The 25178-nt window shown below is 35.6% G+C and carries 24 protein-coding genes; 7 read left to right on the top strand and 17 right to left on the bottom strand.

Annotated elements, in window-relative coordinates; genetic code table 11:
* Nucleotides 1-18 precede the first annotated feature (18 nt).
* From BCR24_RS15940 to truA, 6 genes are all read right to left on the bottom strand, one after another.
* The gene (locus BCR24_RS15940; RefSeq protein WP_069641491.1) at nucleotides 19-387 is read right to left on the bottom strand and encodes a MarR family transcriptional regulator; all 369 of its coding nucleotides are present in this window, start codon (nucleotides 385-387) and stop codon (nucleotides 19-21) included.
* Between the two features lie 145 nt (nucleotides 388-532).
* On the bottom strand, nucleotides 533-1846 hold the full coding sequence (locus BCR24_RS15935; protein WP_069641490.1) for an NCS2 family permease: 1314 nt from the start codon (nucleotides 1844-1846) through the stop codon (nucleotides 533-535).
* Between the two features lie 381 nt (nucleotides 1847-2227).
* Nucleotides 2228-3133, bottom strand: coding sequence for a phosphatase PAP2 family protein (locus BCR24_RS15930; RefSeq protein ID WP_069641489.1), 906 nt, complete (start codon nucleotides 3131-3133; stop codon nucleotides 2228-2230).
* A gap of 313 nt (nucleotides 3134-3446) precedes the next feature.
* On the bottom strand, nucleotides 3447-3836 hold the full coding sequence (locus BCR24_RS15925; RefSeq protein ID WP_069641488.1) for a DUF1307 domain-containing protein: 390 nt from the start codon (nucleotides 3834-3836) through the stop codon (nucleotides 3447-3449).
* A gap of 121 nt (nucleotides 3837-3957) precedes the next feature.
* Nucleotides 3958-4620 carry a DUF998 domain-containing protein gene (locus BCR24_RS15920; protein ID WP_069641487.1) on the bottom strand — a complete coding sequence of 221 codons (663 nt, stop codon included), beginning with the start codon at nucleotides 4618-4620 and terminating at the stop codon, nucleotides 3958-3960.
* Between the two features lie 310 nt (nucleotides 4621-4930).
* Complete coding sequence (truA, locus tag BCR24_RS15915; RefSeq protein WP_069641486.1) at nucleotides 4931-5698, bottom strand: tRNA pseudouridine(38-40) synthase TruA; 768 nt, start codon at nucleotides 5696-5698, stop codon at nucleotides 4931-4933.
* Between the two features lie 198 nt (nucleotides 5699-5896).
* On the opposite strand from truA, the gene BCR24_RS15910 reads away from it, so the two are divergent.
* From BCR24_RS15910 to BCR24_RS15900, 3 genes are read left to right on the top strand one after another with little or no spacing between them, the layout of a single operon-like run.
* Complete coding sequence (locus BCR24_RS15910; RefSeq protein WP_069641485.1) at nucleotides 5897-6235, top strand: ArsR/SmtB family transcription factor; 339 nt, start codon at nucleotides 5897-5899, stop codon at nucleotides 6233-6235.
* Entirely contained in the window at nucleotides 6232-7146 is a 915-nt protein-coding gene (locus BCR24_RS15905) for an ABC transporter ATP-binding protein (protein WP_069641484.1), read from the top strand. The genes BCR24_RS15910 and BCR24_RS15905 overlap by 4 nt, the downstream gene beginning before the upstream one ends.
* Before the next feature lie 42 nt (nucleotides 7147-7188).
* Entirely contained in the window at nucleotides 7189-7959 is a 771-nt protein-coding gene (locus BCR24_RS15900; protein ID WP_069641483.1) for an ABC transporter permease, read from the top strand.
* A gap of 90 nt (nucleotides 7960-8049) precedes the next feature.
* Here BCR24_RS15900 and BCR24_RS15895 read toward each other — a convergent pair whose 3' ends face one another.
* The 5 genes from BCR24_RS15895 to rpe form a co-directional block, all read right to left on the bottom strand.
* Complete coding sequence (locus tag BCR24_RS15895; protein ID WP_069641482.1) at nucleotides 8050-8787, bottom strand: DeoR/GlpR family DNA-binding transcription regulator; 738 nt, start codon at nucleotides 8785-8787, stop codon at nucleotides 8050-8052.
* A gap of 121 nt (nucleotides 8788-8908) precedes the next feature.
* Entirely contained in the window at nucleotides 8909-10282 is a 1374-nt protein-coding gene (locus BCR24_RS15890; RefSeq protein WP_069641481.1) for a PTS transporter subunit EIIC, read from the bottom strand.
* A 52-nt stretch (nucleotides 10283-10334) separates the two neighbouring features.
* Nucleotides 10335-11261: a sugar phosphate isomerase/epimerase family protein gene (locus tag BCR24_RS15885; protein WP_069641480.1), complete on the bottom strand. Its 927-nt coding sequence runs from the start codon at nucleotides 11259-11261 to the stop codon at nucleotides 10335-10337.
* A 127-nt stretch (nucleotides 11262-11388) separates the two neighbouring features.
* Nucleotides 11389-11826 carry a ribose 5-phosphate isomerase B gene (rpiB, locus tag BCR24_RS15880; protein WP_069641479.1) on the bottom strand — a complete coding sequence of 146 codons (438 nt, stop codon included), beginning with the start codon at nucleotides 11824-11826 and terminating at the stop codon, nucleotides 11389-11391.
* Nucleotides 11827-11865: 39 nt separating this feature from the next.
* Complete coding sequence (gene rpe / locus BCR24_RS15875) at nucleotides 11866-12519, bottom strand: ribulose-phosphate 3-epimerase (RefSeq protein ID WP_100630409.1); 654 nt, start codon at nucleotides 12517-12519, stop codon at nucleotides 11866-11868.
* Nucleotides 12520-12730: 211 nt separating this feature from the next.
* Between rpe and BCR24_RS15870 the strand changes: the two genes are divergently transcribed.
* Nucleotides 12731-13738, top strand: coding sequence for a LacI family DNA-binding transcriptional regulator (locus tag BCR24_RS15870; RefSeq protein WP_069641477.1), 1008 nt, complete (start codon nucleotides 12731-12733; stop codon nucleotides 13736-13738).
* A gap of 313 nt (nucleotides 13739-14051) precedes the next feature.
* Here the strand turns inward: BCR24_RS15870 and BCR24_RS15865 are convergent, their stop codons facing one another.
* From BCR24_RS15865 to BCR24_RS16585, 6 genes are all read right to left on the bottom strand, one after another.
* On the bottom strand, nucleotides 14052-16397 hold the full coding sequence (locus BCR24_RS15865; protein WP_069641476.1) for a hypothetical protein: 2346 nt from the start codon (nucleotides 16395-16397) through the stop codon (nucleotides 14052-14054).
* A 32-nt stretch (nucleotides 16398-16429) separates the two neighbouring features.
* Complete coding sequence (locus tag BCR24_RS15860; RefSeq protein ID WP_069641475.1) at nucleotides 16430-17536, bottom strand: WxLIP family cell surface protein; 1107 nt, start codon at nucleotides 17534-17536, stop codon at nucleotides 16430-16432.
* 131 nt (nucleotides 17537-17667) lie between these two features.
* A complete protein-coding gene (locus BCR24_RS15855) occupies nucleotides 17668-18375 on the bottom strand; it encodes a WxL domain-containing protein (RefSeq protein WP_069641474.1) in 708 nt (235 codons plus the stop codon).
* Nucleotides 18376-18397: 22 nt separating this feature from the next.
* A complete protein-coding gene (locus BCR24_RS15850; RefSeq protein WP_069641473.1) occupies nucleotides 18398-19027 on the bottom strand; it encodes a WxL domain-containing protein in 630 nt (209 codons plus the stop codon).
* Between the two features lie 21 nt (nucleotides 19028-19048).
* Nucleotides 19049-19726 (bottom strand): WxL domain-containing protein, encoded by a 678-nt coding sequence (locus BCR24_RS15845; RefSeq protein ID WP_069641472.1) that lies wholly within the window; start codon nucleotides 19724-19726, stop codon nucleotides 19049-19051.
* A gap of 25 nt (nucleotides 19727-19751) precedes the next feature.
* Complete coding sequence (locus BCR24_RS16585) at nucleotides 19752-20750, bottom strand: WxL domain-containing protein (RefSeq protein ID WP_083244435.1); 999 nt, start codon at nucleotides 20748-20750, stop codon at nucleotides 19752-19754.
* 337 nt (nucleotides 20751-21087) lie between these two features.
* On the opposite strand from BCR24_RS16585, the gene BCR24_RS15835 reads away from it, so the two are divergent.
* The 3 genes from BCR24_RS15835 (at nucleotide 21088) to BCR24_RS15825 (ending at nucleotide 25161) form a co-directional block, all read left to right on the top strand.
* Nucleotides 21088-22632: a helix-turn-helix domain-containing protein gene (locus BCR24_RS15835; RefSeq protein WP_069641471.1), complete on the top strand. Its 1545-nt coding sequence runs from the start codon at nucleotides 21088-21090 to the stop codon at nucleotides 22630-22632.
* Nucleotides 22633-22725: 93 nt separating this feature from the next.
* Entirely contained in the window at nucleotides 22726-23421 is a 696-nt protein-coding gene (locus BCR24_RS15830; RefSeq protein ID WP_069641470.1) for a winged helix-turn-helix domain-containing protein, read from the top strand.
* A gap of 213 nt (nucleotides 23422-23634) precedes the next feature.
* The gene (locus BCR24_RS15825) at nucleotides 23635-25161 is read left to right on the top strand and encodes a helix-turn-helix domain-containing protein (RefSeq protein WP_069641469.1); all 1527 of its coding nucleotides are present in this window, start codon (nucleotides 23635-23637) and stop codon (nucleotides 25159-25161) included.
* The last annotated feature ends 17 nt before the right edge of the window (nucleotides 25162-25178 follow it).

Here is a 25178-nt window from a genome sequence, read left to right as displayed (position 1 = left end):
AAGCAATTCATTAGTCTTTTAAATAAAGTACTCTTTTAAAATAGTCTCTACTTCCTGCTCGACCGATGCCAATAATTGTGCTCCTTCATTCGTCAACTCAACGTATACTCCACGTTTATCATCTGAACAATCTCTTCTTTCAATTACAGAAGGTGTTCTATCTTCTAATCTCTTGACCAAACGAGACAAGGCGCTTTGACTTAAACATAAATAGCTGCCTAAATCATTCAGCCGCATATGACAGCCATTTTGTTTCAGTTGGTATAAGGCATAATATTCACTTGTAGTCAGTTGATTCTTTTTCTTTAACATTTCTTCTAATTTTTTTTCAACAATAGACTGTTTTTTTACGTAGTCCAGCCATTGTGATATAAGAGGTGTTTTCATTTACTCATCCCTCACAATCTAATCTCTTCAACTAGTTACAGTTTGCTTGTTTTTGGTGGAAAAGTCAAAATTTTAAAATTTTACTCGTAACATAAAAGCCATGGACTTGTGGTCCCATGACTTTTGATTAACTATTATTCACCACTTAATTCGCGTTTAAAATCCACATAAATCCTACGAAAACAAAGAATAATGCATACATGATCGGTGATACTTCTTTGCCACGTTTTGCAGCGATCATTGTGATAGGATAAAAGATAAAGCCAAGTGCAATCCCATCAGAGATACTGTATGTTAATGGCATGCCTAACAAAATCAAGAAAGAAGGAATGGCAATTTCCATTTCTTTCCATTTGATTTGACTAAGCGATTGCGCCATCAACACACCCACAACGATTAGCGCTGGTGCTGTTACTTGTGATGTGACAACTGAAAGTAACGGAGAGAAAAACAAGCCCACGATGAAGAATAAACCAGTTGTCACAGCTGTCAATCCAGAACGTCCCCCAACCGCAATACCAGCAGATGATTCTACATACGCGCCTACAGGAGACGTTCCTAAAAGAGAACCTGCTAACATCGCTGTAGAGTCAGCCGCTAATGCTTTTCCAACACGAGGCATTTTGTTGTCTTTCATAAAGCCTGCTTGATTCGCTAAACCAACTAGTGTTCCAGCCGTATCAAAGAAAGTCACTAATAAAAACGTCAACACAACGACCCATAACTGTAGAGAATTTATATCTCCAACATGTTTTAATGCAACTAAAAAAGTCGGTTTAAGACTAGGAGCAGCTGAAACGATTTTAGCTGGCGTTTCAATTAAACCAGTTACTAATCCCAAAATAGTCGTTGCAGTCATCCCAATAAAAATACCACCCGGAACACGACGGACCATCATGATTGCTGTGATTATTAGACCAAAAATAGTCAGCCAAGTCGTTCCAACATTCAAGGGGCCTAAGGCAACCAATGTTGATTCATTAGAAACAATGATCCCGCCTTCACTTAGACCTAGAAATGCGATAAATAGACCAATCCCACCAGAGATAGCAAATTTTAAATCTGCTGGTATCGCATCAATAATCAATTCACGTAACTTAAAAATTGTGATCAAAATAAAAATTAAAGACGCGACGAAAACACCTGCTAACGCTGTTTCCCAAGGAACGCCCATTCCTACACAAACGGAATAAGCAAAAAAAGCATTGATTCCAAGTGCTGGTGCCGTTGCGATCGGGTATTTAGCAAAAATCCCCATCAAGATACAGCCTAATGCACTGGCTAATGCAGTCGCAGTAAAAACAGCACCTTCATCCATGCCGGAAGCGCCTAGCACAGTCGGGTTAACAAATAAAATATACGCCATCGAAATAAATGTCGTAAATCCAGCTAAAAATTCTCGCTTGACCGTCGTGTTTAATTTGTCGATCTCAAAATAGGAAATAATTTTTTCTTTCACTTGATATCCTCCTAAAAATTTGAATAATAAATGATGTATAAAATTGCAATGTATTAACTTAAACAACGTGTTCAATCATATAATAAAGATTAGAATATGTAAATACAAAAATTACAAACTACAACTTATCCGTAATTTGCTAATTTATAAAAAGAATGGCGCATTTTCTTTCATTCAGAAAACCCGTCATTCTTACTATAAAAACTATTCTTAACTGGAAACTATTTATACTCCTTTTTCCCATTGATACTCCACAAATTTGTAACATCAACCTAATTATTTTGTAATTCATAAGGTCGCAATCAATCCAAAAAAATTTTCTATAGCATTCGTCCTGTCTATAGCACTGATTGCCTAGCAGACAGTCTCACAGCTTCTTTTTTAGTTTACAAGCTTTAATTGTGCGCATCTCGTTCCAACAAAAACAAGAAAAATGATAATAAAAGCTCCCATCGTGGCATCACTAAAGAAGTGACAACCTAATAGCACTCTGCTGATTGCAGTAACAGCACCCCAGGTCACACCAAAAAACAATAATTTCTTACGTAACTTAGTATTTTTGGGGCTAGCGTATAAAGGAAAGAAAATCGCAAACATACTTTCACAAGAATGACCTGACGGAAATGATTTATGACCAGTTGGACCATTCATTTTGTACCACGGACTAAAATTATCTTGAACAGCATTTAGCTCGTATGGACGAACACGTCCCCATAAAATTTTGATTTCTTCAACACACATTAGATAGACAAACGCGACCGCAATTCCTAAAATAGCCACACGCATCAAACGATCAAGCTCTTCCTGCGTTTTATGATTTAACCATTTTTGTATGATCAAGGTTGCTATGGTAAATACAGCTAGACAAATAATGATATTGATCAATGTTGGTAGTGTAGGATTCGCTCCACCATCATTATTGGCTTGACCGATTGGACGATTGTGCTCTACATTTTGAATCGATGATAATGTATACTGGATAGCAAATTTCAAATAATACCATATTCCATATAAAGACAGACCTGTTCCCGCCACACCTATCAATAATTTTGCGATCACAGGCTGACTCGATCGAACCGCATAATGCATGATGATTTCTCCGCTCATCATGATTACAATACCAACTGGAAAACAGGCATAATTTTGTAAAAATGTCGCAATGTATGAATTTTGACTCATCACTGCATTCGAAATGGCCAGGTCCCCAAAGGTACCGATCCCTAGTAATAAAGCAAAAATAGCAATAACCAACATAATTCTCCGATTCTCTGACACTTTTTCCATCATGTTTATTCCTCCTCTACTTAAAAACAGAATGAACTTAAGCTGCTACCTAATAATCAAAGAAGAATAGTGAAAATCTGCTCGTTTCTACACGTCTTCTTCTCTTTACTCAAATCAGTTCAAAGGACAGTTTAACGTCACTCACAATTTTTATTCTATCATCTCTAACCTCACAAATCCATTCTTTTTGTAAAATATTAATTAAATAAAGCTATTTATTTCAACCTTATTACTCTTTAATGCAAAAAAAAGAATCTCAGGTTAAACTACTACCTAAAGATTCCTTCACTATTCTGTCAACAATATTGATTTCGCCCTATTTTTTCTCAAATCCCATATCAATCAATTGTTTTTCGCCTTCTTTAAAACTGCTACCAGACTTCACACTATTAGCAGGTGCTTCGTACGTGATCACAGTCTCTTTCTCAGTGTATTTCATTTTTGAATCTTTTAAGTTAGATGAAGTTTCAAATGCTTCAGAAACTTGTTTCGCAGTATCTTCATCTGTAATTTGTAATGTCTCATTATCAAAGACAGCTTTACAAGATACTTTCGTTACCTTGTCTCCTTCATGTTCAACAATGATAGAAACTTCTGACCCCACCATAGGTGATTGGGTAAATGTAGCTGTCTCAGCCTTTTTACCACATCCACTTAAAATAAATACCATAACCAATACTGAAAATACCCCTAAAATTTTTTTCATGTTATTCTCCTTAAATTTTAATTACGAGTTCTATTATATCAATTTTCAAGATAAAATAACAGAAGTATTTAAATAATATGTATTAATTATAAATCTATTTTGTCTCTTAATATTTAGATATTTAATTTACTTTGGCACTCTTCTGCCGCTCATTTTTGATTTGCCCTACAGAAAAAACCATCATCGGTAAATAGTTGAAGAGAAAACTAACTCGCTGCCAAAAACCAAGTTGATTCAATATGGAAAAATGGTTGAATGCAGGCATTCGTGCGAACCCGTAAAATCCTGCAACACTAAAACTAATAATTGATAGGAGTAAATAAAGTTGCTGATACTTGGTTTCTTTTTGTTTTTTATAAAGTAACATTAAAAAAAATGGGAATAGTATGAAACCAGCATAACCCAAGCCAGAGCCAATATTATGAATCCAAGTCGAGAGAGTCCAAGTTGCTTGTTTCGTATCAATACTGAACACCCCTGTAAAAATACAGTCTCCCACACCATAGAAGCCAATCGCTAAAGCGAGTATGACAGCCATGCTTCGTGATGTGTCTTTAAACAGATAATAAACTGCCGGAATTGCCAAAACAAACAATAGACCAGAGAGAACAGACCAAATCAAAAAAGCTTGCCTCACAGGACTGTCTACATCCCCAAAAACACTAATTACTGTGGTCATTTGGTTTATTTTTGGATAAAAGATACCTAAAATATAGGGTGTTAATAAATCACTAATCACACCAAATAATAGAAAATAGTAGCCATATTTTTTTAAAAACGTCATTTTGCCCCTCCTGTTTTAACACCCGAACTTGCAGTATATACTACTCTGTTCTCCAATAATCAATCAGGCGCTTTAATCAACATACTTTTTAAAAATCCTTTACTGTTTATTCAAACTGTTCTGTGTTGCTTTTGCCTCTTCCCCTTTTTAACCATCTAACGACTTTCTTCCCCATTTTTTTCATCTTTTAACCCCTATTTTTCTATTATTGCACACGTTTCTAATTTAAATATACCGCGTGAATCCTCTTTTATTGTATCAAAAAAACAGGATATGCTCCTGTTTTCTTTAAGTTCTTAGTATATTTTCTTCAAGCAACTGACAGCTCTCTCTGGTCTTCTTTATAATAAACCTCATCCAAAAATAGTCCTTGTGCAGGAACTGTCACACCCGCTTCACTTCTGATTTTGCTTTCAAATACTTCATCAATCGTTTCTAATGAAAGTTCCCCCGCTCCGATTTCCAAAAGTGTCCCGACCAGAATCCGAACCATTTTATGCAAAAAGCCGTTGCCTACAAAGGTAAAATGGAGTCGTTTCCCCTCTTTTTTGATTGATATTTCCTCAATTGTTCGCGTCGTTGATTTTTTGGTTTTTTTAAGTGCAGAAAAGCCAATATAATCATGGGTTCCAATCAATTTAAGACAGGCTTGATTCATTAATTCAATATCTAAATCTTGGGCATAGTGGTAACTATAATTTCGTTCAAATGCCGAAGGAACTTTATCATTCCAAATATAATAGCTGTATTTTTTCCCTACAGCATTATATCGCGCATGAAATCTTTCTGGTACTTCTTCTATTTTTTGCACAACAATGTCTTGTGGCAAATAGCGATTAAGAAAGTCGATCATCTCTGGTAAGCTTACCGTGCTATCGGTTTTAAAATTCGCAACCTGTCCTCTAGCATGCGTTCCAGCATCTGTTCGGCCAGAGCCGATAATTTCAACTTTTGTACGCGCCATTTGGGTTAGTATATTCTCGATTTTTCCTTGGATCGTTTTATCTGAGTCACCAAGCCGTTGCCAGCCAAGGTATCTCGTGCCATCATACTCAATTGTTAGTCGGATATTTTTCATATTTTTTAGGTTACTCCTCTAAGATGCAAATTTTTCGGTGATCAAGCTAGTTCTAGCTTCCATTATAACAGCATTCCTTCTTTGGATGAAGCTTCTTAAAAAATATCTTATTCTCCCATGTTAGTTTCCCTTGACATTCGATTTAAGTTAATTTATATTTAACATAGATATCTATCTATGTTCGAAAGGAGAATGAGCTTGGATTATGAACGTATTTCATTAGCGCTTAAGGCAATGGCTGATCCTAAACGAATGAAAATCATCGATTTGCTTTCATATAGTGATATGTGTGCATGTGATGTATTAAACCATTTTGACTTTACTCAGCCGACCCTTTCCCATCATATGAAAGTATTAGAAAAAGTGGGTATCGTCTCAGTGAGTAAACAAAAGCAATGGCACCACTACACATTAAGGGAAGACTTTGTGGAGGAGTTTATGGATTCTATGACACACTTATTTTCCGATTGCACTGAAAACATTGAGACAAACGCTAAACGAAAGAATCAGACCAATAAGGAGACCTCTATAAAATGACATATGCACTGGAAATAAAAGAGTTAAAGAAAGTTTATGCAACAGGCGTACAAGCGCTAAAAGGAATCGATTTAGTCGTAGAAGAAGGCGATTTTTATGCCCTTCTAGGTCCAAACGGCGCTGGAAAATCAACAACTATCGGCATCATCACCTCTCTTGTCAATAAAACATCGGGGAAAGTAACTATTTTTGGCTATGATATTGATAAAGAACTAGTCCTCGCAAAACAACAAATTGGTTTAGTTCCACAAGAATTCAATTTTAACCCTTTTGAAACAGTTGAACAAATCGTGGTCAACCAAGCGGGTTACTATGGCGTTTCACGAAAAGAAGCCTTAAAACGCAGCGAAAAATACTTGAAACAATCTAATTTGTGGGAAAAACGAAATGTACGTGCCCGAATGCTTTCTGGCGGTATGAAACGTAGATTGATGATTGCACGCGCTTTGATGCATGAACCCCGGTTACTGATTTTAGATGAACCAACAGCGGGCGTGGATATTGAATTGAGACGTGAAATGTGGGATTTTCTAAGAGAACTAAATGAAAATGGTACAACCATTATCCTTACGACTCATTACCTAGAAGAAGCAGAAATGCTTTGTCGGAATATTGGGATCATTCAATCAGGTGAATTGATTGAAAATACCAGTATGAAAACTCTTTTGGCAAAACTACAATTTGAAACCTTTATTTTTGATTTAGAGGATTTTGAACAACCACTTGAAATTGTTGGGTATACGCATAGTTTTGAAGATGAACGAACCTTAGTTGTTGAAGTCGAACGAGATCAAGGAATCAACGAGTTGTTTGGGCAACTGACAGCTCAAGGAATAAAAGTTCTTTCTCTGCGCAACAAATCAAATCGTTTAGAAGAGCTATTTTTAAAAATCACAGAAGAAAAACGTTAAGCGAAACACTTCGCTAAGCTTTTAAATTGAGGAGAATAAAACATGTTCAAGCTATATTTCACGGCTCTAAGAAGCCTTGCAGTAAAAGAAACGAATCGTTATTTGCGGATTTGGGTTCAAACTTTAGTTCCGCCTGTTATTACCACATCCTTATATTTTGTCATCTTTGGAAACTTGATTGGCGGACGGATCGGTCAAATGGAAGGTTTCTCTTATATGGAATTTATCGTTCCAGGACTGATCATGATGTCTGTAATTACAAGCTCTTATGCGAATGTCTCTTCTTCATTTTTCTCACAAAAGTTTCAGAAAAATATTGAAGAATTATTAGTTGCTCCTGTTCCAACTCATATTATTATTTGGGGCTTTGTGATTGGCGGACTTGGTCGAAGCGTACTAGTCGGCACATTAGTAACCATTATCTCGCTATTTTTTGTCCCTCTTCACGTTTATTCATGGTCTATTGTTATTATCACACTTCTTATGACGGCTATTTTATTCTCATTAGCAGGTTTATTAAATGGGATCTTTGCCCAGTCGTTTGATGATGTATCGATTGTCCCAACCTTTGTTTTACAGCCATTAACGTATCTTGGCGGGGTATTTTATGCCATCTCAATGTTGCCGCCGATTTGGCAAGCAATTTCTAAAATCAATCCTATCGTTTATATGATTTCCGGATTTCGCTATGGCTTTTTAGGAACGATCGATGTGCCAATTATCTGGTCTCTGATTATTTTGGTTCTTTTTATCTCTGTGCTTTATGCCGTTTGCTGGTACCTGATTGATAGAGGCCGCGGATTGAGAAGCTAAAAACTGTTCATATGAGAACTTTTGAATGATATTGAAATAAAATGAAGCACGTCTCTAAAAAAAGAGAGGCATGCTTCATTTTGTATTTTTTTATTCAGAGATGACTTTCATTTCTTTACTCAACTCAAGATCCACTTTGTCTGTAATCAACACCACTTCGTTCAAATCAAATGATTTCACTGCCGATGTCTTATGAAATTTAGAACTATCACAGACTAAGAATGCTTGTTTGGCGTGATCGATGACTGTCTTTTTTTTGATTGCTTCAATCAAATTAGGTGTTGTTACGCCAAATTTCAAATCAATGCCATTTGCCCCGAGAAACGCTTTATCAAAGACATATTTTTGAATATTCGCTTCAGCGAGCGGCCCACTTAATGATGAAATTTTAGGATCATAAGTGCCGCCTAAAATCGTAATATCTGCTTCAAACTCCCCAGTCAGTCTAAATACATCTGTATTTGTCGTGACGATGCGAATCTTCTTTTTGAGTAACTCTCTTAACAATACGGTGCAAGTCGAACCCGAATCTAAATAGATCGTCTCTCCCGCTACCACTTCACGAGCAGCTAGCTGTGCTATATGGAGCTTTTCTTTCGTTTGTAAACTGGCTTTTGTTGCCATTGGCAGCTCTGATACACTTGAAGAAAGCTTGACGGCACCACCTGATAAGGTTTGTACTTTATTTACCCCTTCCAGTTCCTTCAAATCACGTCTAAGTGTGGATATCGAAACTTCTGGGATTAATTTTTGTAATTCCTCGATCTTGATCAATTCTCTACTTTCTAGAATCTCGATGATCTTCTCTTGGCGAACATATGGAATCATAAGAAACTCCTTTCATTTTTTCATTACTAATTATTTCAAGAAAAATACTCATTCTTAAAATACCATAAATAGCGATAAATAGTAACGAAATAAGCCAATTTGAAAGAAGTTATTTTAGATTTTAAGATAACATTTCTTCTCTTTCAGTAAACATATACCCTAGAACTGCTGACGTAACCAGTGAAATTGCTAATCCAATCATTGCTTGAATAAAGTTTGACGCATTGTCTGTTACAAAAGCTGGAAAAGTTGTCACACTACCAAATACAAAAGCGTTCGTTACGACTTTTGTCAGTCCTAAATATGCACCGCCGACAGCACCGCCAATGATTTGTGCTAAAAATAATTTTTTGTTTTTTACTAGTAAGCCAAATAATGTAGGTTCGATAATGGCTGAAAGTGCGACCGTCACTAGACCTGTTAACGCAAAACTACGTAATTTGTTGTTTCTTGCTTTAAAATAGACACCAATCGTCGTACCAATAACAGCAAAATTACAGGCAAAGGTAAACGGTACAATATAATCAAAGCCATAGGTTGAGACATTATTGATCATGATTGGATTAACCGCCCAGTGAATTCCTAGACTTACTAGAACACTCCAACCGCCACCAATCAAGATACCTGTCAAGATACTACTACGTTCAATCAACCAGTTAACGACCTGAGCCACCGCTTCACCGCTATAAACACCAATTGGACCGATTACAATAATCGTTAAAGGAATCATTACCGCTAGAGAAATCAACGGAACAACCACTAATTTTAATGTCTCAGGCACTTTTCTGTCTAAAAATTTATAAAGATAAGAGAATGCCCAAATTGAAAGAATGATCGGAACAACTGTAGAATTGTAATTCATCAATACTACTGGAATCTTCAAAAAGCTTGTTGTTGTACCATTTCCAGTGTCACCCATCAATGCAATAAATTCTGGATTCAACAGCGCCGCACCGATCAAAGCAGATAAGTATGGACTAACGCCAAATCTTCTCGCAGAAGTAAACGCTAACAATACAGGTAAAAAATAAAAGACACTCATTGAAGCAACATTTAAGATACTATAAGTCCCGCTATTTTCAGATAAAATTCCTGTTTGAACAGCTAAAATCAATAGTCCTCGTAAAATCCCTGATCCAGCTAATGCAGGTAATAATGGCGCAAAAATTGCTGATATTGCTGAAAAGATATTACTGATAATACTGCCAGAATGCTCCCCGCTATCCTTTACTTGACTATTGCCATCTTCCCCTGTAACCAACGCTTCGAATTCATCATATAATTTAGGAACTTCAGTGCCGATTAAGATTTGGTATTGGCCAGCTTTGTTCACGACATTAACAACACCATCAATTTGTTTTACTGCCTCATCATTTGCCTTAGAAGGATCTTTCAGCGTTAATCTCAATCGTGTAGCACAATGGGTCATATTCGCTAGATTTTCTGGACCGCCAACATTTTCTAAAATTTCTTTTGCTGCTAATTTGAAATCCATCCTTGTTCACTCCCCTAGTTCTTTTTGTTATTGGAACAATGTATTAGAAATCTTAGGCTAAGATTTCTAATACTAAATCACTTACTTTCACTGCACTGTTTTGTTTGATCACATCAGCGATGTAGTTCATTCCTAATCGATCAATGATCCCATCGATTTTTTTGATCATGTTGATATTTCTTTCACACTCTTCTACAGGATCTTCAATAATTGGAAATGTGTCGAAATAGAAAGCGTGATCATAATTGTGCAATTTTGTATAGTAGATAAATTCGATCGTCTTGATCAAACTGCTTGTACCGATCATCAATCCATCATCATTTAGACCATAGCCATCATTTAAATGAACCCCAAATAGTTTTTGACGACTGCCTAAGATGCTCGCGCCGTAGGCTGGATTTTCATGTTTCATTAGCATGTGGCAATAATCTAAGGTAATCCCTAAATTCTCACGGCCAACCTCATGAACCATTGATAAAGCAACTCCGAAACTATCTAAGAATGCATAAGCTCTTGGTTGAAACGGCTTGTACTCAATGCTGATCTTAAGATCAGGCGCATAGTCTGTAATTTCAATCATACAGGCTTTGATTTGGTTCCAAACTTTTTCATAGTCGATCTGGAATGAATAATCAAACCCATCAAAGCCTAACCAGATCGTCACGACTTCTCCACCTACTTCGCGACAATAATCACACGCTTCTTTGCACAGTTTAACTGCATTGCTAGAAATACTCTGATCCGCATTTCCTAATTCGCCATTGATAAACTCACTTCTAAACCTTAGTGCCACACCATTTGCTTTTAAATGATTTTGTTGTAAAAGCTCGTTCATCTTGTCAGCCGAAATATTTTCTACATGCTCTGGATAATTAAGGTCAACATGGGTTAGCCCTAGACGGTTAAATTCTTGTAGGACTTCTCCCACGTCATGATTGAATTTCGGTAAAAATGAATTGATTCTTGTTGCTAATTTCATTTTTTATTCCTCCTGTCTTCTTCTACACCCCCATAATAGCATCTATTTTTTTCAATATCAACCATTATTTTTCAAATTATTTCATATTTTATCAAAAAGAATCAACGGTAAAGAAAATTGAACCCTTTTAACTCTCTATCTGTTGAATCATCTCTACACGTTTGGCATGTCTGCCGCCTTCAAAGGTAGCATCTAGCCATTCTTTTACAATCATCTTGGCTAACTCACTGCCAACCACCCTAGAGCCGAATGCTACAATATTCGTGTTGTTATGTTCCTTAGAAAGCTTAGCCGAATAAGGTTCACTACATACAACTGCTCGGATGCCTTTGACTTTGTTGGCAGCAATTGAAATCCCTACCCCAGTACCGCAAATCAAAATACCTCCATCAAAATTTCCTGAAGCCACTTCTTCTGCTACTTTTTTCCCATATTGAGGGTAATCCGTTCGCTCTGATGAATTCGGTCCAAAATCTTCGATCTCATGGCCTAATTCTTTTACATAGTCGATAATGATGGGCTTCAACTCAAAGCCAACATGATCGCTGCCGATTGCTAATTTCATAAAATGATACCTCCTGTTATTTAGAATCAAAAAATCAACTTATTCGCCTGCTCTTAACTTTCCAAGGGTCTCTTGATATGTGCTAGTCTTTCCAAACAAGGCCGAGGTCCCTAAGACAAAGCCTTTCACTCCAATTTTGCTTAGTTGTTGGACCTTTTCGGGTGAAATCGCGCCATCCACCATCACGTCAAAGTGATATTCATTTGTTAACGCTAGCAACTTCTCTATTTTAGAATCGGTATACTCTAAATACTTTTGACCAGCAAAGCCTGGATTAACAGTCATGACCATCACATAGTCTACTAACGGCAATAATCCTTGAACCATTTCAACCGATGTCCCTGGATTAATTGCGATGCCAGCTTTCTTTCCTTTTTGATGAATGATATCCAACGTTCGGGCCGCTTGTTGATCTGCTTCTGGATGGATATAAATAATATCTGCTCCAAGATCCGCAAATTTTTCAACATACTTGCTTGGTTCTTGAATCATTAAATGAACATCCACTGGCTTCTCTGTAACAGAACGGACTAATTCAAAATCTTGTAATCCCATTCCAAAGTTTGGCACAAAACTACCATCCATAAAGTCCATATGAAAAATATCGATCCCAGCTTGATCAAGTTCTTGTGTTTCTTTTTTTAGATTAGAAAAATCAGCACACATCATTGATGGGCATAATAATATTGACACTCTGACTCATCTCCTTTTGAGATAACGATTACTCAAGAGTTAAAAAAATAATTGAGTAATCGTTTACCTTTATTTATGGTTAATATATCACCATTTTTTTGACCTGTCAACCAAAATATGGAGTGAAAATTTGTATTCAGCCTTTTTTTATGAGAAAATATGGGTAAATATCAAAGAAAAATGAGAACGATTACTCAAGAGGACATGATTTATGAAAAACTATTCTATTAAAGACATTGCTGAAATAGCAGGCGTTTCTGTCGCAACTGTTTCAAGAGTTATTAATGACAATGGTCGCTTTTCTGAAGAAACTCGAAAAAAAGTATTAAAAGTCATTGAAGAAACAGGGTATAAAATGAATTATAGTGCTAAAAACTTACGTATGAACAAATCTTTCACGATCGGTATTTTAGTACCGGACATCAGTAACTATTTCTTTTCTGATGTTGTGCAGCAATTAGAAGAAATTCTATTTGCTAAGGGCTATTCTACTATTATTTGCAATACATCCCGAAGTTCAGAAAAAGAGCTTGCTTATCTACGTATTTTAGAAGGCAAGGGCGTAGATGGTTTGATCGTTATTTCAGGAGCCGAGGCATTTGAATTTGATTCCTCTGGTGCCGAAAAGAAAATCCCTTATATCTGTATCGATCGGGAGCCAAAAAAGAAAGAGGATACTATTTTTATTTCGTCCAATCATTACCAAGGTGCTTTTGAGAGTACTGAAGAACTGATCCATCAAGGCTGCCAGCATCCTGTTATTGCGATGCATAATCAAAAATCCACCAGTGCTAAAGAGCGGTTGAATGGCTTTAAAGACGCATTGAAGAAAAATAATATTTCTTTCAATACAAAACAGCATTTACTTGCCCTTGACATTGAAGATTCTAATTTTGAGGAAGACTTACTAGCTTTTCTCAAGAAAAATCCAAATACAGATGGAATTTTTTCGATAAATGATCTCATTGCCTTAGAATTAATGCTACGCTTGAAAAAAAATCATATCCCTGTGCCACAAAAAATAAAATTAATCGGCTTTGATGATACTGCTTTTGGGAAATACACAACACCTACCCTTTCATCGGTCAAACAAAATACAGATTTAATCGCCACTCATGCAGTGGAATCATTGCTAGAATTGATTAATAAAAAAGGAGAACTAGGCAGACAAATCGTCGTGCCCGTTTCGTTGGTTTTAAGAGAGTCTAGTAAAGTTTAAGACAAAAAAAGTTAAAGAGAGTCTGAGATATAACTCTACGAGTTATATCTCAGACTCAAAGAATCCGTATAAACGTTGGGAGCAGAAGCAATCACTACGCTTCGCTTCGATCACATCAAATTCTAAGTGCTAAAGCACTAAGATTTGAAGGCTTCGGAAATAAGCTGAAATTCACAAAAATTTGAAGAGCAATTTTCGTGAATTCCTTCTTATTTCTCGGGATTAAACACTCCTGTCCCAACCTCTCTTTAACACTATGTTCTTGTAGTCATAATGTCTTTCAAACAACTTTTTATCAACATTCCCTTACTCTTTAAGGAGCATCAACTAAACTCATTTCAATGCTTCCTTTGTAATTTCCCTTTTTTACTTCTGGCGGTACTTGGATAAAGATGCCTTTATCCTCTGGTCTCCAATTGATAGGAAATAGGACATTATTCGCCGTTGCTTTCCCTGTGCTTAATTTTACTGTGGCATCGGTGGTAAATGGCGTCTCATTTCCCTCTTCATCCCGATAAACGATTCCGTCTTTTATTATTGTATTCGTTGCACTATCTTTCAATTCTGAAGTCAGTGAACCAACCAATTTCCAGCTTGTATTGCTGCCACGGTAATCTTCCACACTAAAATCTACCCCTTTATTTAGCTTTGCATAGGAGCCTTTAGAACCAATTTTAGTTTGATTAAAGTCTAATGTTTCTGGTGGCAATTCTTTGAATGCTAAATAGCCACGGATGTCTAACGTAAATTGAGCTACCTCAGATTGATTATCCTCACTATCTTTCGCATACACTTTCACTACATGATCTCCCAGCTCCAGTAATTGTGTTCCTGGAATTTCATAGGTAAAATCAATTGGTTGATTCAGATCAGTATTCGCCTGTTTATCCCAGATTGTCGTTGGCGTTCCGTCATCAATAGTAACAAACAGCGACAGATCTTCACTATCCTCATCAGAAACCGTTCCGCTAAAACTATACGGAACACCTTTACTGCTCACAACAGTCGTACCAGCTTCTGGAATCGCTACTTTTGGCGGCATGGCTACGACATTCACCTTGATTTCTTTTGTTAAAGTGACATCTCCGTCTTGTGTAGATAATGTAACAGGATAGGCTCCTACCTTAGAATCAATCGCCATATCCGTTACACTTACAGGAAGCTCGGTATCTAAGTTCAGATTTTTCCCCTTCGCTTTTGAATCTGTCAAAAGCTTTTCTTTAAAAGCTTCTGGCTCTTGATTGAATCTTTTTATTTCTCCTTGACCATACGTCACATCATTTGCATTGATCTCTAACTGATAATCCCATTTGATTTTAGCCGTTGTTGCGTTAGATGATTGAACACCATCTAAATCAGAAGATTGCGTGATTGGATCATACGGTATTTCCAAATAGCCATCCTTATAGAAACCAAAAAAATCTTTGGTCTTGTCCAACTCATAGTTCAAAGTGATTTCATAATTTTTTCCATAAAAAGTATCTTGATTCAAAAAGCTTGATTTTGCTTCCAACTTATTTCCAGACAGAGTAAAATTGCTAGTTACATCCGTATCATCCAAATAATTGACTACTTTAAACGATTTAAGTTTGTAAAAATCATTGACCGGTATAGTATAGTCTAAATACCCGTACTTACTAAAATTAGATAGACGATCTGGAACGATTTGTTTCATCGAAATAGAAAAAGATGTACTATGTTTGGTGCCATCGTTCTCCAATGAGCCACTAAGTTGTGGTGTGGGTATTTTCATTCTTGATACAAGGTTTGTGCTATACCTCATCCCCATTTCGCCTGTTGAATAAGGTGATATAGGTAGTGCACAAAACGAGCTTCCCGTAAAAATACCGGTCACATAATATTGAGGCTGCGTTAATTCATTGGTGCCATTACCTGTGAGAATACTTTTTGTATTAGTTTCACTAGTAGTATCATAGGTTATCCTTGAGTTACTATTAACATAAGTTGCGTCTACTTGACTATGATCCCACCCTGTTTTATTATAGTTAAAATCTATAAAAGTACTAAAGATTCCTTTTACCACGTATGGCTCTCCTGTCTCATTATCAAAGTAAGAATAGGTGATTTTAGAACTTTTATCAGGACCCATTAAACCGTAAACTGTGCCAAAGCTATTGGTTACTCCTTTTCCAACATTATGGGTATAACTAAACCTACAGCTATAACCGTCTTCAATACTAATCATCATATCAACCGTTTTCCCTTGGTATTCACCAACATTGCTAAAATAAGCTGCCTGAGTACCATCACTAAGAGCCCTATTGTTGTCATCACTATACAACCCCGCACCCTGATTTCTTATGGGTTTATGTTGATACTCCTCTATCTTATTTCGGGTAGTTTTATTAACTTTGAAATAGCGAGTATTTTTATTGGGCTTAGCGAAGAAATAATACCCTTCTGGAAGGGTGTCATTTGGGCCGATCGGTAGGAACTTATTATTTCCTAGTACACTATTTTGTACAAACAAGCTTGGTCCATTGAATGGAGCAGAAGTTGTTAAACTTTTTTTCGTTTCATTAGAAGATTGTGGGGTCTTTTCCTCTGCTGAAATTTGCGAATTCGATAGCGCTAAATAACTTCCAATTCCAAGTAATAAGGCAAGTCCGCTAATACACATAGCTAGCTTTTTTTTCATGCTATTTTCACCTCCTCTTTTGATACTTGTATTTATTTGGGCCGCTTTTTCATTTTTTTATGTTCATCTGAACGATCCCTTTTTTGTTTCTGCTTCTTTTTGCGAAGCTTCTTTAGGCGTTCTGCTTCTTGTTTTTTCTTTTTACTGCGATGAATAAAGAAGAAGAGTAAACCTAGCAGAACAATGATGATTGCGCCGATAATTAGCCCAATTTTAAGCCAATCCGTTGGTTCTTCTTCTAAATCGACCGCTTCTTTATTCAATTTTTTGGTATCTTCTGCAGAAATGTTAAAATCTTGCTCAAACTTCCAATTTTCTGTTTGATCTTTTGCCGTAAGTCGTAATGTGTAGTCTCCTGCTTTTAAGGGCTGATTATTCATCGTTATTGGGAAGTAAAAGTTTGAATTTGGCGCCATTGACATGTCTTTTTTTGTTGTTTCGTATAACACCTCTGTGCTGCCTTTTTTGCTGATTTTCGCTTCTACTTCCAAGTTGTTGATGATGGTTGCTTGTGTGTTTTGCAGGTTTGCTGAAATTGCTGTGCGATAGTTTTGAAGTGTTGGTTTCACATCATTTAATTGGAGTACAGGCTTCACAGTCTGTTCGTTTTCCCGTAATTGAATTCCGATGACATAAGAATAACGATTTTTGATTTGGACACTTTCACTATCTTTTTCTTCTTTATCTGTCGATTCTTTGGTTATATAGAACCCACCTAAAATGGTCCCGTCAAATGCTACTTCTGGCATTTGTAATGTGAAAACAACGTCTTTTGTTTCTTGTGGTTCTAGCGTTACTTTTTGCTTGTCAGAAATGATATCTGTAATTGGTACTTTTAAGGATGAATCTTGTTTTGCTTTTTCTTGATTATAATCTATTACACCATTTTGATTGGTTAGTGCAATATTAGGCGTGATAATAATCGTTGCTTTTTCTTTTGAACTATTACTAATCGTTAATGACACGTCTTGTTTTTGTCCAGGTGTCATTTTCAAATCAAAATATGTTTTACTCTTATCTATTTGATTCTCCGGAATATTTGCTTTAACAGAATAGGCCATTGTATCAGCATATACTGAATGGCTGAAGAAAAAACAACCGACTATTAAAGCTACTAATGCTGTTAACCTGTACTTCATATTAATTTATGCCTCCATTACTTTACTAAATTGTTACTATCAACACTGCATACCCATGACCTATCTCATTTTTCTATCTCTTTGTTTCTTGAACTAAATTTATTTTTGAGGAATTTGGTATCGCCAAACGATTATTTAGGTGCGTCTGCTAATTCCCAAAGAATTGTTGCTGTGTATTCTGTATTTGCATCTGCCGAACCAGCTAATACTTTTAATTGAACATTGTCATTTTTTTCGCCCTTAGCACTCCAAACATTTAACCATGTTCCACGTCCTTCTCCAGCTTTAGCAGTGAATACAGGCTGTGCTTCAGTATTAGAAAATACTATGTCAGAAGCTTTTGGTTCTACAGAAACTGAATTTGTGCTAGTCGCTTTTACTTCGCCATTTTTAAATGAAAGCTCTGCACCTTTCAACGTTTTAGTCTTATCAGCAGATTGGAAAGTAGATGCTTTTGCCGATAAATGCCAGCCTGCGCCTGTCCCTCTTGTATCTGTTACTTGGACAAAAGGATCTTTATTAATTGCTGAGTAGACCATATCTTTACCTGCAATTTTTTGCTCACCAAATTTGATATTTGAAGCATAGTCGATGGATAATGGTCCTTTATTTCCAGTCCCTGGGTTCGTTGGATCGGTTGGATCTATTGGTGATGGAGCGACTGGATTGGTTGGATCAGTTGGGTCTACAGGCGTTGTTATATCCCCTTCACCAGCTTTAAAGTTTACTGTATTGTTTGAATTTGCTGTGTCACTGACTTCGGCAAACATTGCTTGCGGTGCGTATAAAACAGCTCCTGTGATTAGTGCAGCTGTTAAAAGTCCTGTTGTTTTTTTCATTTTTATTGCTCCTCTTTATTGATTATTTTGGTGCGTCTTGTAATGACCAGTTGATTGTTGCTGTATAAGCTGCAACATAGGCATCAGACGGTACAGTCAATTCTACTTTTTGATTATTTCCTTCAAATAAATCAGACCAAGAACCCATTCCGTTATCTTTGCTTGCGCTGAACACTGTACCTGCAGTGCTATTTAAGATAATTTCACTTGCAACAGCTGCTTTTGAGCTATCTGATGCAGATGTGTTAACTTGACCTGCAGGAATTTTAACGCTGGCTTTCAAGGTTTTGGTTTTATCGGCATTTTGAAATTCAGTAATACTTGCTGAAAGATCCCAACCAGCACCTGTACCACGTTTGTCAGTGACTTGAACTCCGAGTGCTTTTCCTTCAGGAACAACGGCTTCTTTTGTCAGTGTACCTAACTTGATTTTTCCGAAATCAAATGATGACACTGCATCAATCACTAAAGGTCCTTTTTGATTGGTTGGTGGTTCGATGGGATCGATGATTTCATTTGTATCATCCCCTGCGATGATTTCAACGTTTGTTGTTGAAGCGGCTTTGCTTGCTTCTTCTGCAAATGCAGGAACGGATACTGCTGTTGCTCCTAAGAGAAGTGCTAGACATGCGGTTGTTTTAACTGTTTTCATTTTTTATTCCTACTCTCTTTATTATTTTGGTGCGTCTGCTAATGACCATGTGATCTCAGCAGTGTATGTGTCTGCATAGTTTCCTGTTGGTACTTTCAACTGAACTTTTTCGCCTAATCCTTCAAATTCATTTGCCCAAGTTCCCATCCCATTGTCTACTGCAGCTGAAAAAATAGTTGCTGGTTCTTCATTTAAGGTTAGGCCTGAAGCTATCGCGGGTTTTGTATCGTCTACACTATTTGTGCTAACTTTCCCTGTTGGAATCGTTACTTCTGCTCCTTTTAAGACTCTTGTTTTTTCTGCATTTTCGAATGTACTGATTTTAGCAGTTAAATTCCAGCCAGCTCCTGTACCACGAACATCTGTTACTTGAGCCCCTAAAACTTCTCCCTCTGCAACAACCGCATCATAGGTACTTGTTACCTTATCGATTTTCTTTTTACCGAAATCAAAATTTGATACTGCATCAATTGTTAAATTGCCTTTTTGATTAGTTGGTGGGTTGATTGGTACGATTGGATCTACTGGTCCATTATCATCGCTACCTGGTTCTAAAATAAATTTAGCTGTTCTGTCAATATCTTTGTTTACAGCTTCTGGGTTTTCTGGTGGTACTGTCTCTTCAGCAAATGCTGTTGTTCCTAATAAAACGGTTGAAAATAAAGTAGCCGTCAATACCGTTAATTTAATAGTTTTCATTTTTCATTTCTCCCTATCTCTGTTATTATTTTGGTGCATCTAATAGTGACCATGTCATCGTTGCTTGGTAATCGCCTTTTAAGTTCCCTGCTGGAACCATTAATTTTACTTGTGATGCATCAAATTCATTGGTCCAAGTACCTAGTCCTGTTTTTTCTTTTGCTGAAAAAATTGTTTGAGCACTGTCGATGCTTCCTGCAATGACAACGTCTTTAGTTTCTGGTGGGAGTGCAATATTTCCTTCACTTTTGCCCACTGTTCCAGCAGGTATTGAGAGTTCTGCTCCTTTTAAAATCTTTGTATCATCTGTTTTATCAGCAAATTCAGACATGCGGACTTGTAAATTCCATCCTTGTCCTTCACCTCGTCTATCTGATACTTGAACATTAGGTGCTACTGTTTCTGTTGAGAATTCTGCTTTTCCACCGTCAATTTTGTGTTCTCCGAATAGTAACGGACTTACATTGTCAATTGTCAAAGCACCTGTATTCCCTGTTTCACCACTAGGCTCAGACGGCTTAATTGGCGGAACTACGCCTTCTGTATTTGCTTCAAGCTTTAATGTTCCGTATGAAGTTGCACCTTTTCCAGTTTCCGTCCCTTGAATGCCATCTGCCGGTGCAGCACTAGCCATACTTGGCGCAAAAACACTCATACTACCAAACAAAATCAAACCTGTAATTATCTTTTCTTTTCTTTTCACTTTTTTTCCTCCTTTTTTCAAATAGAAAGTTAGCGCAAATATAATGAATAGTGAACCTACTATAAATAGGAGCATACTGGGAGCACTCTCTCCTGTTTTTGGAAAACTATTCGCTTTTTGCGATTTAAGTATCGAGTCATCATTTCCTCCCTTAATAGGAGGATCTTTGCTCTCACTTGTATCAGAATCTTTTGTTTTGTCACCTTCTATAAATTTAATTCCTACTTGACTGTTTGTTTGACTTTCAACAGCATTCACTTGTTGAAATGAGCCTACTCCCAAAAATAAAATCAAAAATACAAACAATCGAATATTTTTCAATTTTCACACCTCCTTTTTAAATAAAATCGAAATTTCGTTTAATTAATTTCTTATTTTATTTTTAGTTTTATTTTTAGTCAGTTGACGAAAACTATTATAGCTTTATTTTTCATACGTTTAGATTCATTTTTTTCGTACAAGCACAACACAAAATGGTCAAAAGCTTGTTTAAGGACCGTTTTCACATTCTGTTTTCTTAGTTTTATCCTTCATTTGAAATAGAAGTAGAAAAAATTGGAAAATTATCAAAAAAAAATTTAATATAATATTTAAAGCATACTTTTTTGATATGCGCTATTTCATTTAATTTGAACTAGTAGAAAAAGGAGGAGCGCTTTTGGAAAAAGAGTTAAAACTAGAATCTTTTCTAACACGAATTGATTCTCGTAGATTTTCAGTTTTAAAACTTTTTGAGCAGGAACATAAAAATTCGCTCTCAGTTGAACAAATTTCGCTTAAATTAGGATTATCTGAACGAACTGTCAAACAAACCATCATTGATATTCAGTCGGACATTGAAACATTTGGCTTTAAGGAGAACGTTAGCTTAGATCTTTATATAGGCTCCAATAGTAAACTTTATTGTTCTCTTCACTACCAACTCACGTTTTCAATACATTACATGTTAAGAGAGTATCTAAAAAATTCGATTTTTTTCTTAATTATTAAAGATTTGCTCTTTGACTCTTCGTTCTCAATAAAAAAGGCTATTGATAAATATTTTGTAACCAATTCAACATTAAGAAGATACTTAAAAAAAATCGATACAGAGTTACATACATTTAATTTAGCCTTATCGGTCAAAAAAGAACTGACTATTACAGGTGATGAGGCTACTATTCGTTTATTTTATACCTCTCTTTTTTTTGAAGTATATGGCGGGGAAAATTGGCCATTTTCTTTTATCTCACAAAAAGAAGTGAATGATTTATTAAACAAATTTCCTTCTTCCATCTATACACCAACTGAGTACTCAAAACGAAATTATTTTCAAATTTTTCTATCCATTTCCATCTTAAGAATTCGTAAAAAGAAACAAATTGAAAATAGAATGCTCTTTTATACTTACCAAAATGAGGCAGAACATCAGCATTTCCTTGAAGAAGTCGATTTTATAAAAGCATTATGTCCCGTAAGTTCTATTGCTCAACTTAAAATCGAATTAGCTTTCATGCATAGCTTAGTTTTATCATACGGTCCTTATTCAAGTTCTATTTCTATTTCTCATTTTTTCATCAAAAACTCTGAACTATCAAAAGCTAATTTCTTTGCCAATGTCCTACTTTGGGTAAACGATATAGAACAGTATCTTTATGAACCGCTCTCTCTAGAAGAAGAAAATGAGTTGATTTATGCAACATGTATATTATTCTATCGCTTAAAATTATTCAATCACTTCAATTTTTCGGCTGATAAAAATTGGATTGAGGAATCGACTTTAGATAAAACGTTCAAATTTCAAATTGATTTATTACGAGGTATTCTTGCGAATATCACAAAAACAACCTCACTTTTGAAAATCAATGATCATTATTTGAAGTTTCATTATATAGAAACGCTATTTTCTTGCGTTGATGTAACAAAATTTATGCCTCCAGTTCATCTAGTTATTTTCTCAACACTCGGGCAAACACTGAAAAAATATATTCTGAATTATGGCGATTTATTTAATAAGTTCAACTTATCGATTGTAGATGATGTACAAACTACTGTCGATGTCGTTATATCTGATCGCCCATTATCAAAAGATAATTTTTCTTATTTGGTTTCAGAACAAACGAATTATGTTTTATGGCAAGAATTCCCTACAAAACAAAATTACGAAGATTTAAAAGAATTATTAGTAAGAATCTGTAAGAACAAACTTCCTTTCGCCATTTAGGCTATTCTTTGTCTCATGTACTTTAGACAATTGTTTCCTAATTAAATAGAAATCTGAAAAACGTATTATATGGAAAAACTTAGGAGGAATATCATGTATAAAATAGGTGAAATCGTTACATCTAAAGAAGAACTCGCTTCATATATAAGTAGTTTAGAAAATGCTGGACACACTATTATTGATTGTAAAAACAAAAAAATACTTTCTGAATTAGATATCATTTTGATCCAAGAAAATACTCCAAATGATTTGAAAGTTATTTGCGAACAAATTTGGGAAGTGAAAAGTCAGACCAATGCACCGCTTTGGATACTCTCAACTCACTTCATCCAAATCAATCGTCTCATTTATTTGCAATTAGGCGCAGACTTAATCATTGACCTTAACCAAGAGCAACCAGATAGTTTCATTTTGCAAATGGAAAATACAATCAAACGATTAAAAAAAAACAATGGCTCTGCCTCTTCCACTGATGATGCTTCCGAGAGTTCAAAAAGTAATTCTAGAATAGAATTATTTCCTGATAGCCTTAGAGTGACCATTGGCGATCAAAAAGAAATCCAACTCACACCTTTAGAATTTTTAGCATTATCCGTTTTAGTAGAGAATACTGGAAAATTAGTAACCTATGAAGATCTTTTTCAAGCTATTTGGAAAAATAATGACAAAGAAAAAGCATACCGTCTAAACAATTTAATTTTTCATTTACGAAAAAAAATCGAAGTCGATACTAAAAATCCAATTTTTATTAAAACGATTCGTTCTAGAGGATACATGGTGTCCATTTAGTTTCACAATTACTGAATGGCTCATTTAACACGACTCTACGTAGAAAAAACTAGGTGTACCTTGGCTTAATGGTCAAGATACACCTAGTTTTTTTCTTTGCTATTCTCAAGTACTTGCAAACGACTTAACAGGTTCTTAAAATAGACTTTTCAAGCTGACTATTTTATGATTACTATAGGACGTTATTCGTACTAAATAAGGAGAGTTTTGTTTATGAAGGAATTATTAAATAAAGAATTCGTTCTTCGCTTAGAATTATTAGATAACCTTTCGCGAGAACGCTTAAATGGTACGAGTGCTCTATCTGTTTCAGATTATGCTAGTAAACTTTCTAAAGATCGTCGAACTATTCTTAAAAATATAGAAGCTTTGAAAATTGATATTAAACATTTAGGCTGCGAAAAATATATCACAATCAGCTTAAGTGACGAAAGTACTATTTATACCGACATTACGCCGGATTTTGATACAAATTATTTTTTTCTTTATTATCTAGAGCACTCCATTTTGTTTAATCTTTGTCTTGAAATTTTCAATGAAACCTTTGTTGATTTGCAAAGCTTCGCTACAAAACGATTTTATAGTTATTCTACTGTCTACAGAAAAATGACTGATTTAAAAAAGATAGTAGCGCAGTATGATTTAACTTTGGATTTAAATACCTCTACCTTAATCCAGGGAAAAGAACAACATATTCGTTTCTTCTTTTTCTCTTTATTTTGGGGATCTTACAAAGTCTTGGAATGGCCGTTCCCAAGTATTGATTTCGATAAACTTAAAAAAACGTTAGAAAGTAGCAGTCTCGAAGTACAACCATTTTTAGAGAAACCAAATATGGTGTTCATCTGGTTTGCTGTGACAATTTTCCGCATAACTAATGACCATATTATTGATGAAGAGTATGAATATAATGAATCAACTTTCCCAATGTTAGCGAAAGAAAAATTTCTCTTTTTTTTCTCAACCTTTACTAAAAACTATTCTCAATTAGATAGTTTAGAGCAGCTAAATTGGCATTACGAAGCAAATTTTTTGTATTTCACACTCTTGACCAGTCAAATCTATCCATTAAAACGAATTCCAACATTGAAATTAACAAGTTTTGTTGCGCCTAAAGCAAATAGTTCCACTTTGATTACAGAGGCTTGGATCAATCAATTTATGAACGAATTTGAGCTTTCCCTAGATATTAATGAATACTTTTATCTTTATTATAATTTACTTTCACTTCACAGTAGATATCTGTATTTGCCTGGTCCCGTTCAAATCATCAATATTTTTAATGATAGTTCCTATGCTGATATGGATTTATTCATTGATTATGAGCTTATTTACGATTTTTTAAATAACTTGTTTTTAGACCCTGTGATTGCACCATTGAGTAGTCAAAAAGAATCATTGAATTATTTTTACCTACTACTTATTTCAGAACTAATGGATAGTAAACGTCCAGCTTTGAATATTGCGGTTTTCTCCCATTCAAGCGTTTTCCAAAAAGATTTTTTTGAAGCAATGCTCACTAAAAACCTCTCGTTCCCTGTGAACTTCCTGCCTTACACTTCTGAGCAGGTAGATTTTCTGATTACTGATGTCAGTTTATCTAAATGGCTTACTAAAGAACTGCCTACTTTTGTCTGGAATTCAACCGTAGAACACGGAAAAATCACTCGTTTGGTTTCCTATTTAAATAAAGTATACACTGAAAAATATAAGGTCCGAAGTCGCTCTCTAAACAATTAGCCTATCCCCCACACCCT

Origin of the sequence: Enterococcus ureilyticus, from assembly GCF_001730315.1 — a bacterium.
Lineage (GTDB): Bacteria > Bacillota > Bacilli > Lactobacillales > Enterococcaceae > Enterococcus_L > Enterococcus_L ureilyticus.
The sequence above is the reverse complement of the archived record's forward strand: the minus strand, read 5'-3'. Positions and strand labels throughout refer to the sequence as shown.

Bases quoted from the DNA above. Each gene is read 5' to 3' on its own strand.
- BCR24_RS15940 (WP_069641491.1), bottom strand. From the start codon at position 387: ATGAAAACACCTCTTATATCACAATGGCTGGACTACGTAAAAAAACAG.
- BCR24_RS15930 (WP_069641489.1), bottom strand. From the start codon at position 3,133: ATGATGGAAAAAGTGTCAGAGAATCGGAGAATTATGTTGGTTATTGCT.
- BCR24_RS15925 (WP_069641488.1), bottom strand. From the start codon at position 3,836: ATGAAAAAAATTTTAGGGGTATTTTCAGTATTGGTTATGGTATTTATT.
- BCR24_RS15920 (WP_069641487.1), bottom strand. From the start codon at position 4,620: ATGACGTTTTTAAAAAAATATGGCTACTATTTTCTATTATTTGGTGTG.
- truA (WP_069641486.1), bottom strand. From the start codon at position 5,698: ATGAAAAATATCCGACTAACAATTGAGTATGATGGCACGAGATACCTT.
- BCR24_RS15905 (WP_069641484.1), top strand. From the start codon at position 6,232: ATGACATATGCACTGGAAATAAAAGAGTTAAAGAAAGTTTATGCAACA.
- BCR24_RS15900 (WP_069641483.1), top strand. From the start codon at position 7,189: ATGTTCAAGCTATATTTCACGGCTCTAAGAAGCCTTGCAGTAAAAGAA.
- BCR24_RS15895 (WP_069641482.1), bottom strand. From the start codon at position 8,787: ATGATTCCATATGTTCGCCAAGAGAAGATCATCGAGATTCTAGAAAGT.
- BCR24_RS15890 (WP_069641481.1), bottom strand. From the start codon at position 10,282: ATGGATTTCAAATTAGCAGCAAAAGAAATTTTAGAAAATGTTGGCGGT.
- BCR24_RS15885 (WP_069641480.1), bottom strand. From the start codon at position 11,261: ATGAAATTAGCAACAAGAATCAATTCATTTTTACCGAAATTCAATCAT.
- rpiB (WP_069641479.1), bottom strand. From the start codon at position 11,826: ATGAAATTAGCAATCGGCAGCGATCATGTTGGCTTTGAGTTGAAGCCC.
- BCR24_RS15870 (WP_069641477.1), top strand. From the start codon at position 12,731: ATGAAAAACTATTCTATTAAAGACATTGCTGAAATAGCAGGCGTTTCT.
- BCR24_RS15865 (WP_069641476.1), bottom strand. From the start codon at position 16,397: ATGAAAAAAAAGCTAGCTATGTGTATTAGCGGACTTGCCTTATTACTT.
- BCR24_RS15860 (WP_069641475.1), bottom strand. From the start codon at position 17,536: ATGAAGTACAGGTTAACAGCATTAGTAGCTTTAATAGTCGGTTGTTTT.
- BCR24_RS15855 (WP_069641474.1), bottom strand. From the start codon at position 18,375: ATGAAAAAAACAACAGGACTTTTAACAGCTGCACTAATCACAGGAGCT.
- BCR24_RS15850 (WP_069641473.1), bottom strand. From the start codon at position 19,027: ATGAAAACAGTTAAAACAACCGCATGTCTAGCACTTCTCTTAGGAGCA.
- BCR24_RS15845 (WP_069641472.1), bottom strand. From the start codon at position 19,726: ATGAAAACTATTAAATTAACGGTATTGACGGCTACTTTATTTTCAACC.
- BCR24_RS15830 (WP_069641470.1), top strand. From the start codon at position 22,726: ATGTATAAAATAGGTGAAATCGTTACATCTAAAGAAGAACTCGCTTCA.
- BCR24_RS15825 (WP_069641469.1), top strand. From the start codon at position 23,635: ATGAAGGAATTATTAAATAAAGAATTCGTTCTTCGCTTAGAATTATTA.